We start from the raw sequence: 21,816 nt of genomic DNA on the forward strand, positions 1-21,816 counted from the left end.
TTAGCTTACGGCATCATAAACCTGTACCCGCTCCCAGAGGTGCTGACACTCGGCCACAAACTCCAGGTGGACCGGATGCACCTGATAGGCATCGTGAGCGGCTTTGTCGGCAAAGACGAACGTCAGCGAGAAATCGTACGAGTGGTCAATGACCGGCCGGCGGGTTTCGGCTGGCGTGCCAATATAGGCCGCCGAAATTTCTTTCACGCCCTTAAGGGATTCGAGACCGGCACGAAGGGCTTTGTGATTGTCCTGATTTTCAGGATGCTTAAGCCAGAAAAAAACGGTATGAACGAACATAGAACAGGGTTAGAAGTTTGCAGTCTGCAGCTCGAAGTTACTCTTTCCGTATCAATGGCTTCGGGCTATGGACTGCAAACTTCTAACTAAATTTCTCCAACTGCTTCACCAACACACCAAAATCTTTTGGGTAAGGCGCTATAAACGTCTGTTCTTCGCCGTTCAACAGGGTAAACGTTAGCGAATAGGCATGCAACGCAACGCGCTGAATCAGCGGAAGCTCTTTGGTGCCCTGCTTGAGATTGAATTTGCGCTTAACGTCTGACAGATATACGGGTTCTCCGCCATACGTTGGATCGTTGACGATTGGCGCTTTCAGGCACATTAGATGCACCCGAATCTGGTGCATCCGGCCCGTGATGGGCATACACTCTACCAGCGTTGTCGTACGAAACGCCTGCAGCGTATTGAAAATCGTTTCGGCCACTTTTCCTTTCTCCCGGTCAATCCGAACGGCGGTACCATCCTTAATGGGCGAGATAGGTAGGTAAACCGAAATGCCGTCGAAATCATGCACGCCGTTCGTAACGGCGTGATAGCGTTTCGTTACTTCCCGGTGCTCAAATTGCATGGCCAGATGCCGGTAAGCCTCCGGATTTTTGGCAATCGCCAGAATTCCCGAGGTTTCTTTGTCCAGGCGGTGACCAAGCTGCGCATCCGGATGATACGCTTTGGCCAGCCGAAGAATGCTTTGCCCGCCCCGATCGGTAGTCCGCTCATCGAGCGACGCTACGTAAGGCGGCTTGTTGATGAGTATGTAGTCATCGTTTTCAAACACGATGAGATCTTCAAAATTCAGTTTCATTCGTAAAGTCGTTGATTGTCAGTCGTAACTATTCATTGCAGATAAAGCCTGACGTAACAAATACCTCTTGCGTGACAATAGGAAGTAATACAAAAAGCCTCCTCCGATACGGAAGAGGCTCAGTGCGGAAATAGCCTGTAAAAAACTACAGCGACAGCGTGCCGCGCTCGTGGGCTTTACGCAGCGTTGCTTCCAGACCGTTTTTATTGATGGTCTTGATAGCAGAGGTAGCTACTCTGAGCGTAACCCATTCGCCGGTTGATTCAACGAAGAACCGCTTCTTTTGCAGGTTCGGGAAGAATTTACGCTTCGTTTTATTATTGGCGTGCGATACGTTATTACCCGTCCGCGTGCGTTTTCCTGTGATTTGACAAACTCTGGCCATTACCGTACTCGTTTTCCGTATGAGGGCGCAAAATTCGCTAATTTCTTCATAATCTGCAACTCTTTATCCCTTTTTTTTGAAACCATAGGGGCAATGGCGGCAGCCATTACGGCAGCAATAGCCGCGCTTCAGGTGATAACTGGCCGTAAATACAACAAAGCCTTCGGGCGTGTAGTAATAATCGTCGTCGGCTAAGCCTGGTATTTTCTTCTTGGGTGGGTGAGACGGCATTGCTTTTGGGCGTCTGTGGAAGAAACCGTATTTTTGAAAAAGCAACCGCCTGTTCAGGTGCTTGGTTGCAAAAATGGTCAACTTCATCGACGTTCTCATTTTTAACTGCTCTCACTACGACTATGGAAACGACAACGCGCCCCTCGGCCACCGATCAGGCCATGCAATTGGAATGGAATTATGGAGCACACAACTACCATCCGATTCCGGCCGTGCTGTCGCGGGGCGAAGGCATTTTTGTTTGGGATGTAGAGGGCAAACGCTACTTCGACTTCCTGTCGGCCTATAGTGCCGTGAGTCAGGGCCACTGCCACCCGCGCATTATCAACGTCATGATTCAGCAGGCGCAGCGGCTGACGCTTACCTCGCGGGCGTTCTACAACGACAAAACCGGTTTGTGCGAGAAGTTTTTGTGCGAGTACTTCGGCTACGACAAAGCGCTGCTGATGAACTCCGGAGCCGAAGGGGGCGAAACCGCGCTGAAGCTGACCCGTAAATGGGCGTATAAAGTGAAAGGGATTCCGCAGAATCAGGCCAAAACGGTTTATGCCGCTGGCAACTTCTGGGGGCGAACGCTGGCCGCCATCTCGTCGTCAACAGACCCGAGCAGCACCAACGACTTCGGCCCGTTGCTGCCGGGCTATATCATCATTCCCTACAATGACCTTAATGCGCTGGAAGATACATTCAGGAGCGATCCGAATATTGCGGGCTTTATGGTCGAGCCGATTCAGGGTGAAGCGGGCGTTGTCGTGCCGGATGAGGGCTACCTGCGGGGCGTGCGCGACCTGTGTACCCAATACAATGTATTATTCATCGCGGATGAAGTGCAGACCGGTATCGGCCGGACGGGCAAGCGGATTGCCTGCGATCATGAAGGCGTAAAGCCGGATTTGCTCGTATTAGGCAAGGCGCTTTCGGGCGGGACCATGCCGGTGTCGGCGGTAATGACTTCCAACGAGGTGATGCTGACCATAAAACCGGGTGAACACGGCAGCACCTACGGCGGCAACCCGCTGGCCTGCGTCGTAACGATGGAAGCGCTTCGGGTGGTTGAAGACGAAAAATTAGCCGAAAACGCCACCGCGATGGGCGAAATTTTCCGCGACCGCATGACGGCCCTGAGCCGTAAGACGGAACTCGTCAAATCGGTGCGTGGTAAGGGCCTGCTCAACGCAATCGTCATTGCTGAACGGCCCGATCTGGGTGGCGAAACAGCCTGGGAAATCTGTTTGAAGTTGAAAGACAACGGCCTGCTGACCAAGCCCACGCATGGCGATAAGATTCGCTTTGCGCCCCCGCTCGTCATCAATGAAGATCAGATGCACGAAGCCTGCGATATAATCGAGAAGACGATTCTGGAATTTTAGAAATCGTAAACATGCAATGGGGGGCGTAATCCTTACGGTGTTACGTCCCCCATTGCATGTGGTCTCTCTTTTTACCTTGTGCCCTCGGCATTATGAAGAACGGCCGAACTGGTTGGCTGCCCATTCTTAAACAGACCAACGATCCGATCGCCATCCGCGAAATAATAGGTGCCCTTGCCATTCGGCATATTTTTCTGGAACCAGCCAACGTACCGATCGCCATTTCGGAAATAATATACACCGTAGTCAGAGCGAAGATTATCGCGGAAGTTGCCTTTGTATTTCACCTTCCCATCGGCGTAATACTCAACACCCTCACCGTGTTTGTCGCCTTCCTCAAACTCACCGGCGTAGCGTTCGCGGGTTGGGTAAACAAATACGCCCGTCCCATCTTCGCAGTCGCCTGAAACGCAGCCAACCGTTGCCCGAACGGGGACTTTCGGCACAACAACCGGCCGGGCGGCTGCTACGGGAGCTGAACTGGTTGTAATGGGTCTGGGTGCCATAGCTACCGCGGGCTTGCCGGCAACCCGATTTTTAGGATACATCGCTTCAGCTTCCAGCCAGCCTTTCCGAATGGCGTCAATGCGGGCGGGTTTGGCCGGGTGCGTCGAGGTCGCGCGTTCGTTGCCAAGGGCCTTCACCGCAACCAGCGATTCGTCCAATGACGCTCCGAGCTGGTGCAGCACAAACCCCGAAAACTTATCGGCTTCGATTTCTTTCTGCGGCTGACCGCCCCGGCCGTCGATGGTATGGCCCTGCAGGTGATGGCCAATTTCGTGCGCCATGATACTAATGGCCGACCAGTCGGTTTCGGTTTCTTCTTCGATGCTCTGCATGAAAGCCGCATCGTAGACAATAAACCGCTGGCCCTTCAAAACCGTAGCGAAGCAGTTATCGGTGTTTGAGCACTCAATAACCTTGAAATTACGCATCAGACCTATCGGTCTCAGAATTCGGTCAACCACGCGCTCGGCGTGGCCGTTCGAAGTTGTCGTTGGCGAGCAGACCACTTCGGGGCTTGTGCTCCGGCCTGTGTAGCTGCAAATAAACGTTCCTGGAGACGGACGAGCTGACGTTGTAGTTTGGGCAAATGACGCGCCGACAAGGGCTACGTTTGCAAAGAGAATGGATAAAGATAAAGCCGCTTTCACTGGCATAACCGGGTGGGGTTAATCGTTCAACACGGCAGAATAACGAACAAAAGTCGGCGAGGATTGTGAGGGCATTAGGCTCAATTCATCAGGGGTCATTTAAACACCTGCTTGCTGACTTTTCCTTTTGCGCCTACGGCATAGCAGGTGCCTTTCGCGCAGGCAAGGGCATGAAAGCCTTCGGTGTCGAGCCGTTGCCAGGTCTGACCCTGATCGGCCGAAAGACTCGTGCCGGTGGGCCCGACAGTGAGGATGCGATCACCGGGAAGCAGGGCTACGGCTTCGCGTAGCCCGGGCGGGTCGGTGGGTGTAACGAGTGACCAGGTTATGCCGCCGTCGCGGGTAATGGCCGCGTTGGGGCCGGGCAGATTTTCCTGTTTATAGTTTCCGCCCACAATCATTCCTACTTTCTCGCTGAAGAACTGCATACCAAACAAGCCGGTTGCTTCGCCAGCGGCAAGCGGGGTCGTGCTGACCGCCCAGCTCTGCCCCCGGTCATCTGAGCGAAAAACGCGTCCGCTCATCGACCCGCCCGACGCAATCCAGACATTACGTTTGCCCTGCACAACCAGGCTGCTACCACTGGCTGCAAAAGCCGCTTCGTTGGGCATCATCATGGGGAGACTGGTAGGCGGAATGGTTTTCCAGGTTTGTCCGCCATCGTCGGTAGTGAGGATAAACCATTTGCCACCAACCGGGTCGCTGAAAACAATCCCGTGCTGCTTGTCCCAGAAATCCATGCCGTCGAAAAAGACGCCTGCCTGGTCGGTCTGGTAAACAAGCGACCAGGTTTGGCCACCGTTGGTTGTTTTGTAGAGACGCGCCTGGCCTTTTTCGGCAGGACCGGCGCTCATCAGAAAAGCGGTTTGGGCATCAACGGCGTAAACGTCGCGAAAATCGCAGGTCTGGGCGTCGGGTACGTTGCCGGTTTGCCAGGTTCTGCCGCCATCGGTTGTGCGAACGAAGGTGCCCTGTGTGCCCCCAATCCACACCACATCAGGACCGGCAATGCTTACTGCCCGGAAACTGGCGTCGGTCTGAACAGCCTGGGACTGCCACTGCGCCAAACAAGGAGAAATAAAAAACACGAAGGTTACCAGCGTAAGAATACGTTGTCTCATGAGTTAAAAAAGAGGGTCGGCTATGAACACTAGTAAAAATAGCGACCAACTAGTTAACCCCAAGCAATTCTCACTCGGTTCTATTCTTCGGTTGGGAGGCCGTCTGCTCGGTAGCTGCTTTAAGCCGCGTAATTTCCTGCTCCAGACTGTTGGATTTGAAGTAATAATAAAGCCCGAGCACCAGGAAAATTTTCGACAGCACGAAGACAGCAATGAAGGCTGGCCGCCAGTATTTATGAACCCGGATATGCGTATCGCTTACCTCAACATCTACGTAGTTGGGTTTAGGCGGCTCGGGTTCCCGGGCAAAGTGACTGTATGGGTTGGAGGCCTGCTTTTTGAGGCCAGTTTCGCCAAGGCGCTCCAGAATATTGGCTCTTACGCCTGGCGGGGGAGGGACGGCATTCCGCAGGAAAAACTGTTCCATTTCCGTTTCCAGTTCATTCAACTCGGCTAACACGTCTGCATCGGTAGCCAGTACACGCTCAACCTCCTCCTTCTCTTTGTCGGAGACGATACCCAGCAAGTAGGATTCGAGAATGCCGCTGGTTAAATACTGGTGAGTTTTCAAAACTGAAACTAATTAACGTTTACGGAAAGAACTGAGATGAGTCCGGATCGCTTTCAGCACGTCCGAACAGGGAATTTGTAGTCGTTCAGCAATGGCATCGGGGGTATACCCCTGCCGAAAAGCCAAATCAAAAACCAATTTTGGCAGATTATCGTTCGTGTCTGAATCCAAACCAAAAGGTGCTGGGGCGGGTGGTGTCATTGCCGATTTCGCTTCCAGCGCTTTTTCCCTGGCCATGCGAATGATGGTGGTCGTCGGGGTAGTCGGATAGCCCTCAACCAGCTTTAAAAAAGGAGTCGTAAATATATCGAGCAGTACCTGCTGAGCGATCTCGGGTTGAGGTATTATCTGTAAAATGACACCATAGGCAATTGAACTATATCGATCATAGAGACTTATTGAATCGGTCTGCAAAGCGGAGTCGTCCGGCCTAGCAGGTATTGATCTTAATGCACCCATGCCTGTAATTTACAGTGTTTGTATGCCACTAAAGTTGGGAGTTGAATTGCCGATAAATGCTTTTGCCGAAAAGGCACATTCTAACAGGTAAAGTAAAACTATAGCATTATTATATATTATTCAAGTAATCTTGAATCATTTATTCGTCATTAGCCCCAGATCAATACCTTAGATATGGTCTTATTTATGAAAACGGTGTCGGATACTATCTGTCATCAGTTCATAGATGTTCGCAAATTCAGGCTGGGTATTTAGCAGCAAAAGGTGGGCATCAATCGTTGTCAGATCACCCCGGCGGGCAGGGCCGGTCTGTACGTTTGCCGGATCAGAAGCGTCAAGACCTTTGCGGAATGTCTCGCGGATGAGTGGGCGGAGCAGCTCAAACTCCAGCCCATCGCCCACGGTAAGGTCATGGGCGATGGTGAGCAGGTGATTGGTGAAGTTGCAGGCAAAAACAGCCGCAAGGTGCAGCTTACAGCGCTCGGCTGAGGTAATCAGATAAACAATATCGCTGAGTTCCTGCCCCAGCGCAACCAGTTCGTCTTCGGTTGGTTTATCGGTGGCTTCAATGCAAAGCGGAATCTCCTCAAAGGTCATGAACGACTGGCCTTTCGTGAACGTTTGTAAGGGATAGAAAACCCCGGTCTGAACGGGTACATCGCTGTAAATTTCCATTTGGTGCGTCAGCGTCTCCAGCGACTGAGTCCCCGATGTATGGACAAGGATGGCGTTCTCTGGCAGAACCAGCCGGGAGCAGACGGTTTCGAGCGTGTCGTCGGGAATGGCCAGGATAAACAGCCGGGATGGGCTATCAGCAAAATTGAGTTCGGAATGGGTGCGGGCGTCGTACAGATTGCTGACCAGCTGCCGGGCCGACTGGAGTTGCCGGCTGAAGACCTCGTTAATGTGGTGGCCCGCATTTTCCAGGGCGGGGGCCAGGTGCCAGGCGAGGTTCCCCGCGCCGATAAACGAAATTTCCATTGACAGATGGAAGATAGGACGATTGCTACCTTTGCAGTTTAATGCTTAATCGCAAAGAACGCAAAGTTTGGGTGCAAAGCATGTTCTCCTTTTGTAAATTCAACTGTGTCCAGGTCAATCATTCTTGTTATCATCCCTGCCTTCAACGAAGAAAATTCGGTTGGCAATGTTGTGCGTGATATCCCGGTCGGGCTGGTCGACGAGGTGGTGGTCGTCAATAACAATTCAAACGATCAGACAGCAGTGCAGGCAGCCCTGGCCGGAGCTACTGTACTCAACGAACCGGTTCAGGGATATGGCCGGGCGTGTCTGCGGGGCATCGCCTACGCTCAGAATCGGCAACAAAAACCAGATGTGGTTGTTTTTCTGGATGCGGATTACTCGGATTATCCCGGCGAGATGACGGCGCTGGTTGCGCCAATTCTGGCTGGTGCGGTCGATCTGGTAATCGGGTCGCGGGCGCTGGGTAATCGGGAACGAGGCTCCATGACGCCCCAGCAGGTATTTGGCAACTGGCTGGCAACAACCCTGCTTCACTGGTTATACGGCGTCCGGTATACAGACCTAGGGCCATTCCGGGCCATTCGGTTTGAGCAGTTGCTGGAACTGGATATGCAGGATAAAACGTATGGCTGGACGGTTGAAATGCAGTTAAAAGCCGCTAAACAGGGCTTGCGGATTCTGGAAATACCCGTCAGCTACCGAAAGCGGATAGGCTTCTCGAAAATCTCGGGGACGGTGAAGGGAACGGTTCTGGCGGGATATAAGATTCTGGCGACAATCTTCAGGTATTGGTAATCAATTGAGTTAATAATCGTTTTGATAAAACATCGAGAGCTGCGTTCAGCATAGAAACGATCTTGTTTCAACACCATGGAAATTCTGGTTCTGGTCCTCTATGGACTGGCGCTGATGCTGTTATTTCTTTATAACTGTGGTCAGCTGAGCCTGATAATTATTTATCTGCGCTCCGAGCGAACACGTCGGGCGGCCGTGCTGTCGATGGACACTATCCAGCCCGATGCACTGCCGCCGGTAACTGTGCAACTGCCTGTCTACAACGAACTCTACGTTGTGGAACGACTGATTGACACAGTCGTACAATTACGTTACCCCAAAGACAAACTTCAGATTCAGGTTCTGGACGATTCGACCGACGAAACCGTGGCGATCCTTGCCGCGAAAGTAGCCGAGTACCAACAGCAGGGATTCGACATTGAACACGTCCGGCGACCCGAACGAAACGGATTTAAAGCGGGTGCTCTAGCCTACGGGCTTGAGATTGCTAAAGGGGAGTTCATTGCCATATTCGACGCCGATTTCGTGCCCGACCCGGATTTCCTGCTGAAAACTGTGCCGCATTTTAACGATCCGAAAGTGGCAATTGTGCAAACCCGCTGGGAGCATCTCAACGAGGATTTTTCACTGATGACCCAGTTACAGGCGTTTGGGTTGAATGCGCACTTCACCATCGAGCAGAGCGGGCGTTACGCGGCTGGTTTTCTGGCTAACTTCAACGGGACGGGGGGCGTCTGGCGTAAAACAGCCATCGCCGACGCGGGTGGCTGGCAAAGCGATACGCTGACCGAGGATCTGGATCTGAGCTACCGCGCTCAGTTGCGGGGCTGGAAATTTGTGTATCGTGAAGACGTTGGCTCGCCTGCTGAGCTGCCCGTAGCGATGAACGCCCTGAAATCGCAGCAGTATCGCTGGATGAAAGGCGCGGCCGAATGCGCCCGGAAGCTGTTCGTTAAAGTGCTTCGAACGCCGGGCGTATCGTTCTCCATGAAGCTGCACGCGTTTTTTCACCTGTTCAGCAGCGCTACGTTCATTCTGGTGCTGATTCTGGGCGTTATGAGTGTCCCCCTAATTTATATACGCAGCCGCCATCCGGAGTGGGAATGGGTATTTTACGTCATCAACCTGTTCCAATTCAACCTGTTCATTCTCCTGACCTTTTATGGGGTTCCCTTCTGGCTGCTCAACTCGGCGAACAAGGCGCGGCTGGCCTGGTATTTTCCCATGTATTCCTCGCTGATGATGGGTTTGTCGCTGCACAATACCATTGCTGTTATTGAAGGGTACATTGGCCGGAAAACGCCTTTTGTCCGAACGCCTAAGTTTAACGTAACAACCGCGAAGGATAGCTGGGCCGCAAACGTGTACGTAAGCCGTCAAATCAGCTGGCTGACGATGGTCGAAGGGCTGCTGGCGTTGTATTTTTTCGGAGGGCTGGCGCTGGCATTCTATATTCAGGACTTCCGGATGTTTTTTCTGCACATCATGCTAATGGTCGGCTTCGGGATGGTGTGCGTATATTCGCTGGTCCATGCCGGTCGGCGTCCGGCGTCGGTGGGCGCCTGACCGGCGGTTGCCCCGCGCCATCATCCATGACCGTAACTCTGCTTCGTATCCTCTGGCTGCTTGCGTCAGCCGCTGCCTATCTGACGCTGGGCTATGCTGTGCCCCGCGAGGAGTTTGGTTGGCTGATTCGTTTGCTCCTGGTCTTATTTTCAGGTTATGGCTGGTTTATCTGGAAGCGCAATCGGGCCGAAGAGACAGATTCATTCCTGTTTGGGGCCGCCATTCTATTTCGTTTCCTGCTGGTGATTGCCATACCGCGCCTTTCCGACGATGTGTACCGGTTTGTATGGGACGGACGTTTGCTGGCGCATGGTTTCAATCCGTATTTATATCTGCCCAGCCAGCTTATCCATACGCCGACGGCTGCTCAGGCAGGGCTGGATGATACGTTGTTTCGGCAGCTCAACTCTCCGGACTACTTCACGGTCTACCCTCCGCTAAACCAGGCGATGTTTGGGCTGGCGGCCTGGCTGTCAAACGGTAGTCTGTTCTGGAACGTAATCTGGCTTCGGCTACCGATTGTCCTGAGCGAAATCGGGACAATGTGGTTGCTGACGAAGTTATTATGTCGCCTGAATCGTAATCCGAATCTGGCGCTGCTGTACGGTCTGAACCCGCTCGTCATTCTGGAGTTGACCGGTAATCTGCACTTCGAGGCCGTTATGATTTTTCTGTCCCTGCTGGCTGCGTGGTGGCTTTTGCAAAAACGGATAGCTCTTTCGGCTGTCACGCTGGCTTTGGCTATTGCTACAAAGCTCTTGCCACTGATCCTTTTGCCGCTGGCGATTCGTCGGCTGGGCTGGAAAACCGGATTGACGTATGCCGCGCTAACGGGTGGGCTGACGGCGGCTCTGTTTCTGCCTTTCGCCAGTCTGGAACTGGTACAGAATGTGTTTTCAAGCCTTGATCTGTATTTTCAGAAGTTCGAATTCAATGCCAGTGTGTATTACGTACTGCGGACGATTGGCTACTGGATAAAAGGCTACAACACCATTGAACGGGTTGGCGTGTGGCTTTCTATAACGACGACGCTGAGCATCCTGTGGATTTCATTTCGCTGGCGTACCATTTCGATACCAATGCAGGTTTTGGCCATTCTGACCCTATATTTCGCCTTGGCGACAACGGTTCATCCGTGGTACGTTACCACGCTAGTGGGCGTGTCGATCTTTACGCGGTTTCGGTATCCATTGGTTTGGTCAGCTCTGATTCCGCTTTCCTATTTTACGTATCAAACCCCGGCCTATCAGGAGAATCTATGGCTGACGGCCGTAGAATATAGCCTGGTGGCTGTGGTTATGCTGCTCGAATTGCACCCCTTTCTTCTAGCCCGGAAGTTGGCAAAACCGCTTCGATAATTATTAGCTTCAAATACTAGGGAAGGGGAGGTGTACTTTCCATTTCTTACAAAATAAGCGTCCTTAAACGAGTCTGTTGACCTTCAAAATTCAATTGGGTGCACTTTCTTTCTATGTCTTGTCCAAAAATTAACTGGAGGTTTTTCTGAACCTATGTCAAGCGGATTGTACGTTTGGTCACAGGAATTATTTTAATAACTGCCAACGATAATTAGTAGCATACAGATTGTCTGTTCATAGTTTGGTTGTACTATTGAGCTGATCACTCCCGGATTTGCTTTGTATGGAATGAGTTATTTTGGACTGTCCATTGGGGACTTTATCCCCGATAGACCACAATCGGTGATTAACCTACTAAATATTCGTGAGGTCTTTTTTCGTTGCTGATTTTACGCTGTTCTTCAGCTGCCCGAAGTTCAACCCGCCTGATTTTGCCACTGATGGTTTTGGGTAACTCCGACACAAATTCAATTAAACGGGGGACTTTATAGAGAGCCAGGTTTTTTTTGCAATGGGCAAATAGTTTGTCGGCAATAGCACGACTCGCTGCTTCTCCGCCTACCAGCACAACAAACGCTTTTATTTCCTGGCCCCGGATGGGATGCGGACTACCCACTACGGCTGACTCCAGGACCTCATCCACTTCCAGCAATACGCTCTCTATTTCAAACGGGCCAACGCGGTAAGCCGACGATTTAATGACGTCATCGTCACGCCCCACAAACCAGTAGTAGCCTTCTTCGTCTTTGTAGGCTTTATCCCCGGTGTAATAAAGACCATGTTTGAACGCCCCTTTTTGCCGCTCCGTATCGCCCAGGTAGGTTTTGAAAATTCCCTGAAACCGATCCGGATTCAGTTGAACCGCTATCTGACCCGTTTCAAGCAGTGGTAGTTCGTGTCCCTCTTCATCGACAACCCAAATGTCGTATAGAAACGATGGCTTACCCATGGAGCCATACTTTACCGGGCTTCCGGGCAGATTGCTGATCATGCATGTGGTTTCAGTTTGTCCATAGCCGTCACGTATCTGGATGCCGGTCCCTTCTTTCCACGTCTTAATAATTTCGGCATTCAACGGCTCTCCAGCGCTGACGCACTCGCGCAGGTGGAACTGGTAGCCGTCCAGTTTTTCCTGAATGAGCAGGCGAAAAGCCGTTGGCGGGGCACAGAGTGTCGTAATGTGGTGATCCTGGATCAGGCGCAACTGGTCACTGCCCATAAACCGCCCTTTCGATTTATATGAGAAAATCGTTGCGCCGACGATTAGAGGAGCAAATACACTGCTCCAGGCAAACTTCGCCCAGCCGGGCTGGGCGATATTGTAATGTTTATCGCCTGCTCTCAGACCGATCCATACGGCGGTAGTTAAGTGGCCTAGCGGATAACTGGCATGCGTATGCACGGCTACTTTTGGCAGTCCGGTCGTCCCCGACGTAAAGAACCAGAATAAGTCTTCATCCTTTTTTGTGTTGGCGGCCTGTGCTGTTGTTTCTTCGGTAGCAATTGTCTCAAACGATACCCAACCCTTCCGTTGGCCATCCAGGAGTAACTTTATGGCAACCGGATGTTGGTATTCCAGCAAGGCCTGTTCCAGCTTCTCTGCATTTTCCAGGTCAGCAATAATGACCTTGGGAAACGCATTCTGGAATCGGTACACCACATCGTCGGTGCTCAGAATACTGGCCGCGGGAATGAGCACATACCCGCCCGTAATGGCCGCCAAATAGGTGATCCATACCCCTTCATCCAGGCCGCACATGATGAAGATTCGTTCACCCTGCTGAACGCCTTGTCTTCTCAAGAGATTCACCAACTGATTACTCTTGTCAAATCCTTGCCGGTAGGTTAATGTAACCGGCGAAGCATGGCCATCCGTGACCAATTCCAGCATCAGGCGTTCGGCATTTGCTTCCAGGATGATTGGCTCAAAAACGTCTCTTACCCAATTGAATTCGTCAGGAATCGGGAAAGAAAAAGTCTTGAGTTTATCGTATTGACGCGCTTCGATAATGGTTCGTAGTTCCACAAAGCGTTTCTGAAGATCAGTTTGCTTACTCATGACGTTTGGTTTAGGAAGAGGCCGCAGCCATTAAAACGCTTTATCCAGCCCCTGCTTAAGGGCTTGAAAATACCGCTCCTCGTTGAACGAATACAAATACGGCGCTTTGTTGGAAGCACCCGTATAAAGTTTATCTTTTCGATCCAGAATATTATAGGAAAGAATCTTCCGGTTGAAATTACTTCGCTCCAATCGGCGATCCAGTATCGTTTCATAAATCGCCTGTAAGCTTTTTAAAGGGAACTCTTTCGGCAGAAGGGTATAGCCAACGGGCTGGTAATTTAAGTGTCGGCGAAGACTGTCTAATGCCTTCTGAATAATTTCTCGGTGGTCAAAGATTAGTTCCGGTAATTGATTCAAGTCATACCAGCAGCAGGCAACCGAAAACTCGTCGGGTTTGGGCCTGACCCGTTCATATTGGACCAGCGCGTATAAGCCGATGGTCAGAAACCGCTGTTCCAGCCAGTGTCCCTTGGGAAGCTGGTGTCCTTCTTCTTCCAACATTGTTCGCGTCATCGTTGCCAGCGTTCGCGTCCGCTGGCTAAACACATGAAATTGCTGAAGAAACACGTCCGTTAACCCGGTGCGCCCTGTTAGAATTCGAGCAGCCGCCTGTTCAACCTCTTCCTCTTTAAAGATAAACCCCCCGGGTAGCGCCCATTGATGGAGCCCCTTTAATTGAATTAACAGGATTTTAAGTTGATGATCGTGAAAACTAAAGATGACGTTATCCAGTGACACGCCCGGGTGGAAAGCATCCGGCTGGCTTAAGTATTGGTCGATTACGGGGATGGTCGAACCCATTAAGATATAAAAAGGTGAGTCTATTTTATACGCAAAAATAGAACTTTTTTATTGGGTCAATTTGACTCGATAAGATTTATACTTATTATTGTATCAAGATGACTCAATAGGCGAAAATTTCACAACATAATAACTGAATTTTACTGAAAAATGAAAAAGCTATCGCTATTCTTCTGCGGACTGGTCTTTTTATTGATGACGCTCCAGGTTAATGCTCAGGCTAAAAAAGGGGCTGATTATTTCGAGGGCAAGTGGCGTGTCTCTATACCCGGAACGCCATTGGGGGATTTGGTTCGACTCATTGTTCTTGAAAAAAAGGATAACACGTTGTCAGGCCTCGTTCGTGATGATGCCACAGGGGCTGAACTGGCCCCTATCTCCAAAGTGGATGTTAATGACAATGAAGCAACTATTTATTACACCGCAAATGGGATTGATGCAAACCTGGTGCTGACCAAAAAGGATGAAGACCACACAACCGGTAGCCTGCTTGGCGAATACCCAGCCAAAGGAACCCGGGTGAAATAAATCAAATACGTCCTACTCCGTTTGGCAGATCCGCTTTTGCGTTTTTGTTTTTGACCGCTTATCGATGAATAGGATTATTATTCTTCTAATACTCCTTCCGGGGTTCGTACTGGCTCAGGCAGACCCGGCTTTACGGGATGGTTTTCTGAATCCGCCCAATGCTGCCCGGCCCCGGGTGTGGTGGCACTGGATGAACGGTAATGTCACCAAAGACGGCATTCGTAAAGACCTGTTGTGGATGCACCGCTCGGGCATTGGCGGTTTTCAGAACTTTGACGCCGGTCTGACCACACCTCAGGTTGTTGACAAGCGACTGACGTACATGACACCGGCTTGGAAAGATGCCTTTCTCCTAGCCACCCGGTTGGCTGACTCACTAAAGCTGGAAATGGCCATCGCTGGCTCGCCGGGCTGGAGTCAGAGTGGTGGCCCCTGGGTGGCGGCCAAAGACGGGATGAAAAAACTGGTCTGGCGGGAGATCATTGTACCCGGCGGGCAGGCGTTCAGTGGAGCCTTGCCCAAGCCGTATGCCGAGACCGGCCCCTTTCAGAACGTACCCGTAGCCGGGGAGTCCATTATATCCACGCAGAAAGAAGCCGCTCCCCCGGCGTATTACGAAGACATCACGGTGGTTGCCTACCGGTTGGCCGCCAATGACGTGGCCATCGCATCGCTTCAGCCAAAAATCACGTCCAGCGGGGGACGTTTTTCGCTGCAGCAATTAACCGACGGCGACATCGCCAACGCCAGCTTTTTGCCGTTTGATTCCACAAGTGGCCTAGGCTGGATTCAGTACGAGTTTCAAAAACCGCAGACGATCAAAGCGCTCACGGTTGTGGGGGGCGGCATCCGGGAGCCATTCAACCTTTGGCCGCCGGGCGATAACCGGAGTCTGGACGTGAGCGAGGATGGCGTTCATTTTCGCCCCGTAACCCCCATTCCGCAGGGTGGCGTAGCTCAGCTAACCATAACTATTCCGCCGACTACGGCCCGCTATTTCCGGGTTTCGTTCCGGAAAGCAGTGCCTACTTCCGAGTCGCTGCTGGTGGCCAAATTCATCCCGGCCAAACCAGCCACCGGCACTGACATAGCGGAGTTGGTGCTGCACCCGGTCACCCGCATTAATCACGCAGAAGAAAAAGCCGGTTTTGCCGCTACCTACGATCTGGAAAAATACCCCACGCCCTCGTCGGGCGATGCCGTATCCGAATTGGATGTCATTGATTTAACCAGTAAGCTGACCACCGACGGTAGGCTGAACTGGACACCGCCAGCCGGTGGGCATTGGAAAATCCTTCGCTTTGGCTATTCGCTAACGGGCAAGAAAAACCACCCGGCTTCTCCGGAGGCTACGGGGCTGGAAGTGGATAAGCTGGACGCGCGAGCTGTAAGGGCTTATTTTGAAACCTACCTCAACCAGTACAAGGACGCTACGGGTGGGCTGATGGGGGCAAAAGGCCTGCAGTACATGGTCACCGACAGCTACGAAGCCGGGCAGGAAACCTGGACCCCGAAAATGGCCGAAGAATTTCAAAAGCGCCGGGGATATAATCTGCGGCCGTGGATGCCCGTGCTGACGGGGCAGGTGGTAAAAAGCACCCAGGCCAGTGAACAATTTCTGTGGGACTGGCGCAAGACCATCTCGGAACTGATCGCCGAAAATTATTACGACCAGCTAACCCGGATTCTGGCCAGCTACGGCATGAAGCGCTATTCGGAATCGCACGAGAACGGGCGGCTGTATATTGTCGATGGCATGGACGCCAAACGAACCGCAGCGGTTCCCATGTCGGCCACCTGGGTGTTCACCGGCTTTGGTTCCACCTTCGAGATGGCGCAGGCCGACATTCGGGAATCGGCTTCGGTAGCCCACATTTATGGACAGAACCTGGTAGCTGCTGAATCGTTAACCGCTTTTGGGCTGGGGGGGTCGGCCTTCGCCTATTCCCCTGAGCGACTTAAACCCACGGTCGACTTAGAACTGGCGAGCGGGTTGAACCGGTTTGTGATTCATACCTCGGCGCACCAGCCCGTTGATGATAAAGTGCCTGGTCTGGGTCTTTTCATTTTTGGGCAGTGGTTTACCCGTCACGAAACCTGGGCCGGGCAGGCCAAAGCCTGGACGGATTACCTAGCCCGTAGCAGCTATATGCTCCAGCAGGGTAAGTTCGTGGCCGATGTGGTATATTACTATGGGGAGGACAACAACATCACGGGCCTGTTTGGTCGTAAACTGCCCGACGTACCGGCGGGGTACGGTTACGATTTCATCAACGCCGACGCTTTAGTGACGTTACTATCGGTAAAGGATGGTCGGCTCGTTACGCCCAGCGGCATGAGCTACCGCGTGCTGGCGCTGGACAGCAACGCCCGAACGATGTCCTTACCGGTACTGCGTAAGATTGCGGCCCTGGTCAAAGCGGGGGCCACGGTCACCGGGGCAAAGGCACTGAAGCCCGCGGGTTTGCAGGATGACACGCCGGAATTCACCCGTTTGGTCAACCAGATCTGGCATGCGGGTAACCGCAACGTTAGTACCGGCAAACGGTTAGAAGAAGTACTGTCGTCATTAAACATCCAACCGGATTTTTCGTACACTAAACCACAGGCCGACACCAAACTGCTGTACGTTCACCGTAAACTGATTGACGGCGATCTATACTGGGTCAACAGCCGTAACGACCGGGCTCAGCAGCTCGAAGTCACGTTTCGGGTAACGGGTAAAGTGCCTCAGATCTGGCATCCCGAAACCGGCCGGATAGAACCGGCTTCGTACAGCATGGCCAACGGCGCAACAAAAGTTACCCTTTCCTTATCGCCTAATGATGCCGTGTTTGTGATCTTCCGGGGGACGGCTACCCAACCGGCCGTTACGTTACCTGCCAGGACCGAGCAGGTGATTGGGTCAATGGAAGGCCCCTGGACAGTTGCTTTCCAGCCGGATCGGGGTGCCCCGGCCGGAGCTACGTTTGACAAGCTGGTTTCTTATACGGAAAAGGTCGACACGGGTATCCGGTATTTCTCCGGCGCAGCCACCTACACCCAAACCATCAACCTGCCAGCCAATGCAATCAATAAAGGGGCTTCCCTCTGGCTTGATCTGGGTGAGGTAAAAGAGCTGGCCGAAGTGAAAGTGAACGGTAAATCACTGGGAGTGGTGTGGAAAAAACCGTTCCGGGTGGAGGCTACTAACGCCTTGAGAGTCGGGGCCAACCAAATTGAAATTAAGGTGGTGAACCTGTGGGTAAACCGCCTGATTGGTGATGCCCAACCGGACGTCAAGCCAAAGAGCACCTACACGACCATGCCGTTTTATCAGGCCAGTTCCCCGCTATTACCATCCGGCTTGTTGGGACCGGTAAAGATCATAAGCCTGAATCCCTGACTCTGGTAATTCGTCTACTCCAACTTAATTCGTATGAAAACAATGCGACTAGTATCGACCGTGAGCTTCATGGCTGTTTTGACACTACTGACAAGTACTGTTTTTGCCCAAAATAGAAACCAATTGGCCCGTTACCTGTGGCACTGGTACGGAGACGTTGCTCCCCTGAAGCCAATCTATACGGAGGTGACACCGGTTTGTGGTTGTGAAACCCTGACGAACATTTCGTTAGCCAATGGCAAAGTGATGGCTGCTTCGGTTAATCAGGAGGAGGGCACCTGCAACGTCACCGCCATTGTGAATCATCCGCCGGCCAACGACAGCGTTAAGGTGTGGATTGCATTGCCGCTGAAAAACTGGAACGGGCGCTTTCAGGGAAATGGTGGCGGTGGTTTTTTAGGAGGGGCAGACTGGACCTTTGGAAACGCCATTTCACAGGGCTTTGCAGTGGGGGCCACTAACACTGGCCATGAGGGTGGAAGTGCCACCTTTGCATTGGACAGCAACCGTAGCCTCAACTGGCAACTGATCCAGGACAATGCCTATCTGGGCATCCATGACATGACGGTGGTGGGGAAAGAGCTGGTAAAAGCCTTTTATGGAAAGCCTGCAAAGTACGCCTATTTTGTTGGCGGCTCAATGGGCGGCCGGCAGGGCCTTAGCGAAGCACAGCGGTATCCGGAAGATTATGATGGCATCCTGTCTTTGTACCCGGCTGTCAACTTTACCCGTTCCGTCACCAGTGGGCTGTGGCCGCAGGTGGTGATGCACCAAGTGAACAACTACATTCCTGCCCAAAAGATAACGGCTATTAGTAAAGCCGTCATTGAAGCAGCGGACAGTCAGGACGGCGTTGTTGACAGCGTGATCCAGGACCCCATACACCTCAAGTTTGACCCTAAGGTGTTGGTGGGAAAAAACATGGGCGGTAGTATATTCACGGAGGCCGATGCAGAAGTGCTGAGAAGGATTTGGCAAGGTCCACGAACGGTGGACGGAAAATTTCTCTGGTATGGGTTTTTGCCGGGTGCCGACCTGAGTGCAACGGCTGGCACAACCGGCCAGCCACTTGTTGGAAAACCGGCTGAAACGTTTGATTATTGGGCCCGTTATTTTCTCCTGGCAAACCCAAACTGGCAGTCGTCAAAAATCACACAGGCGCAGTTTCAGTTGCTTTTTAATCAGGCGGTAGAACAATACAAAGAGGTGTATGCGACGGACAACCCTGACCTCACCGGCTTCCGAGATAAAGGCGGAAAACTCATGATACTTCAGGGATTAACCGATCAGCTTCTTCCTCCGCAGGCGGCCATTGATTATTACGGCAAGGTTCAGGCACGGATGGGTGGTGCAAAGAAAACGGCTGCGTTCACCCGTTTATTTCTTCTGCCGGGACTTGATCATGCACTTAATGGCGCTGCTCCAAAACCAATTAACCACTTTGTGTCCCTGGTGCGTTGGGTAGAAGAAGGAAAGGCACCCGAACAATTAAAAGGCGAACTGAGAGATGGATCAAACAAAGCCATCAGGTCCTGTATTTTTTATCCCTATCTGAGTGAGGCTACAAAATTTGTAGAACGTACGGGTGGGGCACAGGCCTCCCAGTAGTCTTGGTTGACCGTACCCAAGCAATCCATTACTTCAGACAAAATTACCCCGTGGTATATATACGGAAACCTTCCGTGTTATTTCTGTTAAACCAAATTAAAGCCACCTCCTGTTTTGGAAAAATTATCAACTATAAAAAGTAAACTTTTGGTGGTAATGATTTTGATGTGTGTGACGGGTGTAGTGGCAATTGCGCAACAGTCAAACTCAAATGAAGATTATTCGGCGTATATGCTGGAAGTGCGCAAGCTAAACCAAACGCTTGCCCATTTGCCACCTTCACCGTCTGCCCTGACCAACGAAGGACTTGCAAAAGCAAGAGCAGGCATGCTAGCCACTATTGACACCAACACCGTGCTAAAGCCCGCCGTTAAATACATTCAGGGACCGGCAGCCAAGCTCGCCTTATACGTATACAAACCGGATACGATACGTGCCGTTGTGTTAAGTATTCACGGTGGCGGCTGGAACGTGGGCTCACCACTCAACGATGCGCAATTGAACGATAGAATGGCACGGGCCTGTGGCGTGGCTGTGGTAAGTCCGGATTACCGGCTTGCGCCGGAAGCTCCGTTTCCCGCCTGCATCGAAGATTGCAAAGCTGCAGCAAGATGGCTCGTCATGAATGCGCAAATAGAATTTGGTACAGATAAAATAATTGTGTCGGGAAATTCAGCAGGCGGTCATCTCGCAGCCCTAACCACCCTTTTCATTCGGGATACATTGAAAGCTATCAACCGGGTAAAAGGGGTAAACCTTGTCTATGGTGTTTATGATTTGAGTAGAACACCATCAAACAGGCTCGCAAATGATACAGTTTTTCTACCCAAAAGAATTATGGACGACACCTGGAAACTGGTGTTTGGAACATGGACAACTGAGCAGCTGCAGCAGCCACGCTATTCGCCCCTGTACGCAAACCTGCATGGTTTACCGCCTGCCATGTTTACAATAGGGACGGCAGACCCGCTTGCTGATGACACCTATTTTATGGAAGCACGATGGCGGATGGCCGGTAACAAAACGTATCTCGCTGTGTATCCTGAATCACCCCATGGTGTCGATATTTTTCCCACGCAATTAGCAAAAGTTGCCAGAGAAAAGATGCACCAATGGATAAACGATTTACTTAAAAAATAGACCGCGTCAGCCATGATCGTACTTGTATGATTAAAGCTGTACGCGGTCAAAATCATCATCAAGTATGTATAAAGTACTGGTACCCATCGTTATTTTTATTAGGTGCACTGTACAGGCGCAAACGATTATTCCCCTTTACAAGGGAATAGCCCCCGGTTCGGAAAACTGGACCTGGACTGAAAAAGAGACCAGTCTGGGAAAGAGTCGAATCCTGAGGGATGTTTCCAAGCCCACGCTAACGGCTTTCATTCCGGCAAAGCCCAACGGTACTGCCGTCATTATTGCGCCCGGAGGAGGTTTTCATATCCTTTCGTACACGTCCGAAGGAACGGATGTTGCCAACTGGTTGAACCAGAAGGGAATCACCGCCTTTGTACTGAAATATCGGTTAGTGCATGAAGATCCAGCGTACCCAGAGAATGGTCTCATGGCTATATTACAAAAGCGAGATTTCAAGAAGCTCGATTCGGTCAATGCACCAGTGGTTCAGCTGGCTTTACAGGATGGGATAGCAGCCATGCGCTATGTGCGTCAACATGCTGAACCCTATCACATTGACCCCAATAAGATTGGTTTCATGGGTTTTTCCGCTGGTGCAACGTTGACCATGTCGGTTGTCTACAGCGCAACGGATGAAAGCCGTCCCAACTTTGTTGCTCCCATTTATCCCTACGAAAATGCGATTATTGGGAAAACGATTCCAGAGACAAGAGTCCCCATTTTCATTACGGCCGCCAGTGACGATAATCTGGGTCTTGCCTCACACAGTGTCCACATTTACCAAAAATGGCTGGAAGCTGGTCAATCGGCCGAGCTGCATATATACCAAAAAGGTGGGTACGGCTTCGGTATGAATAAGCAAAATATCCCCACAGATTCATGGATCAATCGGTTTTATGATTGGCTGCAGCTTAACTATCCGTAAAGACTTGGACTAACTCGACAGCCTGGATGAACATTTCTTTTGATGCCTTGTCCGGAAATTAGTCGGACGTTTTTCTGGACGGTGGCTGGGTAGGAGAGAAGGGCTGGAAACGGCCCTTTTCGCGTTCAATAAAACCGTTCAATTTAATCGTTCAGCGTTTTGAACCTTCTCATCCTTTAATTGGTCAGATTTTCTTGTAAAATAGCTTCTTTAAGTACCCTCAATCCTTGACCCACCTCTATATAGTAACTTTATTATAAAATAGTTA

General features: G+C 51.4%; 20 protein-coding genes. 9 read left to right on the forward strand and 11 right to left on the reverse strand.

Annotated features, from left to right (window positions below):
- The 4 genes from HNV11_RS01130 to HNV11_RS01145 all read right to left on the reverse strand — a co-directional run bounded on the left by HNV11_RS01130 (position 1) and on the right by HNV11_RS01145 (position 1,721).
- Positions 1-300 carry a Dabb family protein gene (locus HNV11_RS01130; protein WP_171737905.1) on the reverse strand — a complete coding sequence of 100 codons (300 nt, stop codon included), beginning with the start codon at positions 298-300 and terminating at the stop codon, positions 1-3.
- Between the two features lie 82 nt (positions 301-382).
- The gene (locus tag HNV11_RS01135; RefSeq protein ID WP_171737906.1) at positions 383-1,105 is read right to left on the reverse strand and encodes an RluA family pseudouridine synthase; all 723 of its coding nucleotides are present in this window, start codon (positions 1,103-1,105) and stop codon (positions 383-385) included.
- Between the two features lie 145 nt (positions 1,106-1,250).
- Positions 1,251-1,490 carry a 50S ribosomal protein L28 gene (gene rpmB, locus HNV11_RS01140; protein ID WP_171737907.1) on the reverse strand — a complete coding sequence of 80 codons (240 nt, stop codon included), beginning with the start codon at positions 1,488-1,490 and terminating at the stop codon, positions 1,251-1,253.
- 63 nt (positions 1,491-1,553) lie between these two features.
- Positions 1,554-1,721 carry a DUF5522 domain-containing protein gene (locus HNV11_RS01145; protein ID WP_171737908.1) on the reverse strand — a complete coding sequence of 56 codons (168 nt, stop codon included), beginning with the start codon at positions 1,719-1,721 and terminating at the stop codon, positions 1,554-1,556.
- Between the two features lie 122 nt (positions 1,722-1,843).
- Between HNV11_RS01145 and rocD the strand changes: the two genes are divergently transcribed.
- Positions 1,844-3,091, forward strand: coding sequence for an ornithine--oxo-acid transaminase (gene rocD, locus HNV11_RS01150; RefSeq protein WP_171737909.1), 1,248 nt, complete (start codon positions 1,844-1,846; stop codon positions 3,089-3,091).
- A gap of 71 nt (positions 3,092-3,162) precedes the next feature.
- Here the strand turns inward: rocD and HNV11_RS01155 are convergent, their stop codons facing one another.
- From HNV11_RS01155 to HNV11_RS01175, 5 genes are all read right to left on the reverse strand, one after another.
- On the reverse strand, positions 3,163-4,251 hold the full coding sequence (locus tag HNV11_RS01155) for a M48 family metalloprotease (RefSeq protein WP_171737910.1): 1,089 nt from the start codon (positions 4,249-4,251) through the stop codon (positions 3,163-3,165).
- Between the two features lie 89 nt (positions 4,252-4,340).
- Complete coding sequence (locus tag HNV11_RS01160; RefSeq protein ID WP_171737911.1) at positions 4,341-5,366, reverse strand: WD40/YVTN/BNR-like repeat-containing protein; 1,026 nt, start codon at positions 5,364-5,366, stop codon at positions 4,341-4,343.
- A gap of 70 nt (positions 5,367-5,436) precedes the next feature.
- Positions 5,437-5,937, reverse strand: coding sequence for a hypothetical protein (locus tag HNV11_RS01165; protein WP_171737912.1), 501 nt, complete (start codon positions 5,935-5,937; stop codon positions 5,437-5,439).
- A gap of 12 nt (positions 5,938-5,949) precedes the next feature.
- Positions 5,950-6,396: a hypothetical protein gene (locus tag HNV11_RS01170; protein WP_171737913.1), complete on the reverse strand. Its 447-nt coding sequence runs from the start codon at positions 6,394-6,396 to the stop codon at positions 5,950-5,952.
- A 180-nt stretch (positions 6,397-6,576) separates the two neighbouring features.
- On the reverse strand, positions 6,577-7,377 hold the full coding sequence (locus HNV11_RS01175; RefSeq protein WP_171737914.1) for a Rossmann-like and DUF2520 domain-containing protein: 801 nt from the start codon (positions 7,375-7,377) through the stop codon (positions 6,577-6,579).
- 105 nt (positions 7,378-7,482) lie between these two features.
- Here HNV11_RS01175 and HNV11_RS01180 point away from each other — a divergent pair, with 105 nt between their 5' ends.
- The 3 genes from HNV11_RS01180 to mptB all read left to right on the forward strand — a co-directional run bounded on the left by HNV11_RS01180 (position 7,483) and on the right by mptB (position 11,099).
- Entirely contained in the window at positions 7,483-8,175 is a 693-nt protein-coding gene (locus HNV11_RS01180; RefSeq protein ID WP_171737915.1) for a glycosyltransferase family 2 protein, read from the forward strand.
- A gap of 75 nt (positions 8,176-8,250) precedes the next feature.
- On the forward strand, positions 8,251-9,741 hold the full coding sequence (locus HNV11_RS01185) for a cellulose synthase family protein (protein ID WP_171737916.1): 1,491 nt from the start codon (positions 8,251-8,253) through the stop codon (positions 9,739-9,741).
- A 26-nt stretch (positions 9,742-9,767) separates the two neighbouring features.
- Positions 9,768-11,099: a polyprenol phosphomannose-dependent alpha 1,6 mannosyltransferase MptB gene (gene mptB / locus HNV11_RS01190; protein ID WP_171737917.1), complete on the forward strand. Its 1,332-nt coding sequence runs from the start codon at positions 9,768-9,770 to the stop codon at positions 11,097-11,099.
- Positions 11,100-11,445: 346 nt separating this feature from the next.
- Here the strand turns inward: mptB and HNV11_RS01195 are convergent, their stop codons facing one another.
- Entirely contained in the window at positions 11,446-13,158 is a 1,713-nt protein-coding gene (locus HNV11_RS01195) for an acyl-CoA synthetase (protein WP_171737918.1), read from the reverse strand.
- A 30-nt stretch (positions 13,159-13,188) separates the two neighbouring features.
- On the reverse strand, positions 13,189-13,962 hold the full coding sequence (locus HNV11_RS01200) for an NUDIX hydrolase (protein ID WP_171737919.1): 774 nt from the start codon (positions 13,960-13,962) through the stop codon (positions 13,189-13,191).
- A gap of 150 nt (positions 13,963-14,112) precedes the next feature.
- Between HNV11_RS01200 and HNV11_RS01205 the strand changes: the two genes are divergently transcribed.
- From HNV11_RS01205 to HNV11_RS01225, 5 genes are all read left to right on the forward strand, one after another.
- A complete protein-coding gene (locus HNV11_RS01205; RefSeq protein ID WP_171737920.1) occupies positions 14,113-14,490 on the forward strand; it encodes a hypothetical protein in 378 nt (125 codons plus the stop codon).
- A 64-nt stretch (positions 14,491-14,554) separates the two neighbouring features.
- Complete coding sequence (locus HNV11_RS01210; protein ID WP_171737921.1) at positions 14,555-17,875, forward strand: glycosyl hydrolase; 3,321 nt, start codon at positions 14,555-14,557, stop codon at positions 17,873-17,875.
- Between the two features lie 33 nt (positions 17,876-17,908).
- Complete coding sequence (locus HNV11_RS01215) at positions 17,909-19,483, forward strand: tannase/feruloyl esterase family alpha/beta hydrolase (RefSeq protein WP_171737922.1); 1,575 nt, start codon at positions 17,909-17,911, stop codon at positions 19,481-19,483.
- Positions 19,484-19,597: 114 nt separating this feature from the next.
- The gene (locus HNV11_RS01220; protein WP_171737923.1) at positions 19,598-20,623 is read left to right on the forward strand and encodes an alpha/beta hydrolase; all 1,026 of its coding nucleotides are present in this window, start codon (positions 19,598-19,600) and stop codon (positions 20,621-20,623) included.
- 64 nt (positions 20,624-20,687) lie between these two features.
- The gene (locus HNV11_RS01225) at positions 20,688-21,548 is read left to right on the forward strand and encodes an alpha/beta hydrolase (protein ID WP_171737924.1); all 861 of its coding nucleotides are present in this window, start codon (positions 20,688-20,690) and stop codon (positions 21,546-21,548) included.
- Positions 21,549-21,816 lie beyond the last annotated feature (268 nt).

This window comes from Spirosoma taeanense (genome assembly GCF_013127955.1).
Taxonomy (GTDB): domain Bacteria; phylum Bacteroidota; class Bacteroidia; order Cytophagales; family Spirosomataceae; genus Spirosoma; species Spirosoma taeanense.

Coding starts and splice junctions, on each gene's coding strand:
- HNV11_RS01205 (WP_171737920.1), top strand. CDS start 14,113: ATGAAAAAGCTATCGCTATTCTTCTGCGGACTGGTCTTTTTATTGATG.
- HNV11_RS01160 (WP_171737911.1), bottom strand. CDS start 5,366: ATGAGACAACGTATTCTTACGCTGGTAACCTTCGTGTTTTTTATTTCT.
- HNV11_RS01195 (WP_171737918.1), bottom strand. CDS start 13,158: ATGAGTAAGCAAACTGATCTTCAGAAACGCTTTGTGGAACTACGAACC.
- HNV11_RS01225 (WP_171737924.1), top strand. CDS start 20,688: ATGTATAAAGTACTGGTACCCATCGTTATTTTTATTAGGTGCACTGTA.
- mptB (WP_171737917.1), top strand. CDS start 9,768: ATGACCGTAACTCTGCTTCGTATCCTCTGGCTGCTTGCGTCAGCCGCT.
- HNV11_RS01135 (WP_171737906.1), bottom strand. CDS start 1,105: ATGAAACTGAATTTTGAAGATCTCATCGTGTTTGAAAACGATGACTAC.
- HNV11_RS01215 (WP_171737922.1), top strand. CDS start 17,909: ATGAAAACAATGCGACTAGTATCGACCGTGAGCTTCATGGCTGTTTTG.
- HNV11_RS01185 (WP_171737916.1), top strand. CDS start 8,251: ATGGAAATTCTGGTTCTGGTCCTCTATGGACTGGCGCTGATGCTGTTA.
- rpmB (WP_171737907.1), bottom strand. CDS start 1,490: ATGGCCAGAGTTTGTCAAATCACAGGAAAACGCACGCGGACGGGTAAT.
- rocD (WP_171737909.1), top strand. CDS start 1,844: ATGGAAACGACAACGCGCCCCTCGGCCACCGATCAGGCCATGCAATTG.
- HNV11_RS01170 (WP_171737913.1), bottom strand. CDS start 6,396: ATGGGTGCATTAAGATCAATACCTGCTAGGCCGGACGACTCCGCTTTG.
- HNV11_RS01200 (WP_171737919.1), bottom strand. CDS start 13,962: ATGGGTTCGACCATCCCCGTAATCGACCAATACTTAAGCCAGCCGGAT.
- HNV11_RS01145 (WP_171737908.1), bottom strand. CDS start 1,721: ATGCCGTCTCACCCACCCAAGAAGAAAATACCAGGCTTAGCCGACGAC.
- HNV11_RS01210 (WP_171737921.1), top strand. CDS start 14,555: ATGAATAGGATTATTATTCTTCTAATACTCCTTCCGGGGTTCGTACTG.
- HNV11_RS01130 (WP_171737905.1), bottom strand. CDS start 300: ATGTTCGTTCATACCGTTTTTTTCTGGCTTAAGCATCCTGAAAATCAG.
- HNV11_RS01155 (WP_171737910.1), bottom strand. CDS start 4,251: ATGCCAGTGAAAGCGGCTTTATCTTTATCCATTCTCTTTGCAAACGTA.
- HNV11_RS01175 (WP_171737914.1), bottom strand. CDS start 7,377: ATGGAAATTTCGTTTATCGGCGCGGGGAACCTCGCCTGGCACCTGGCC.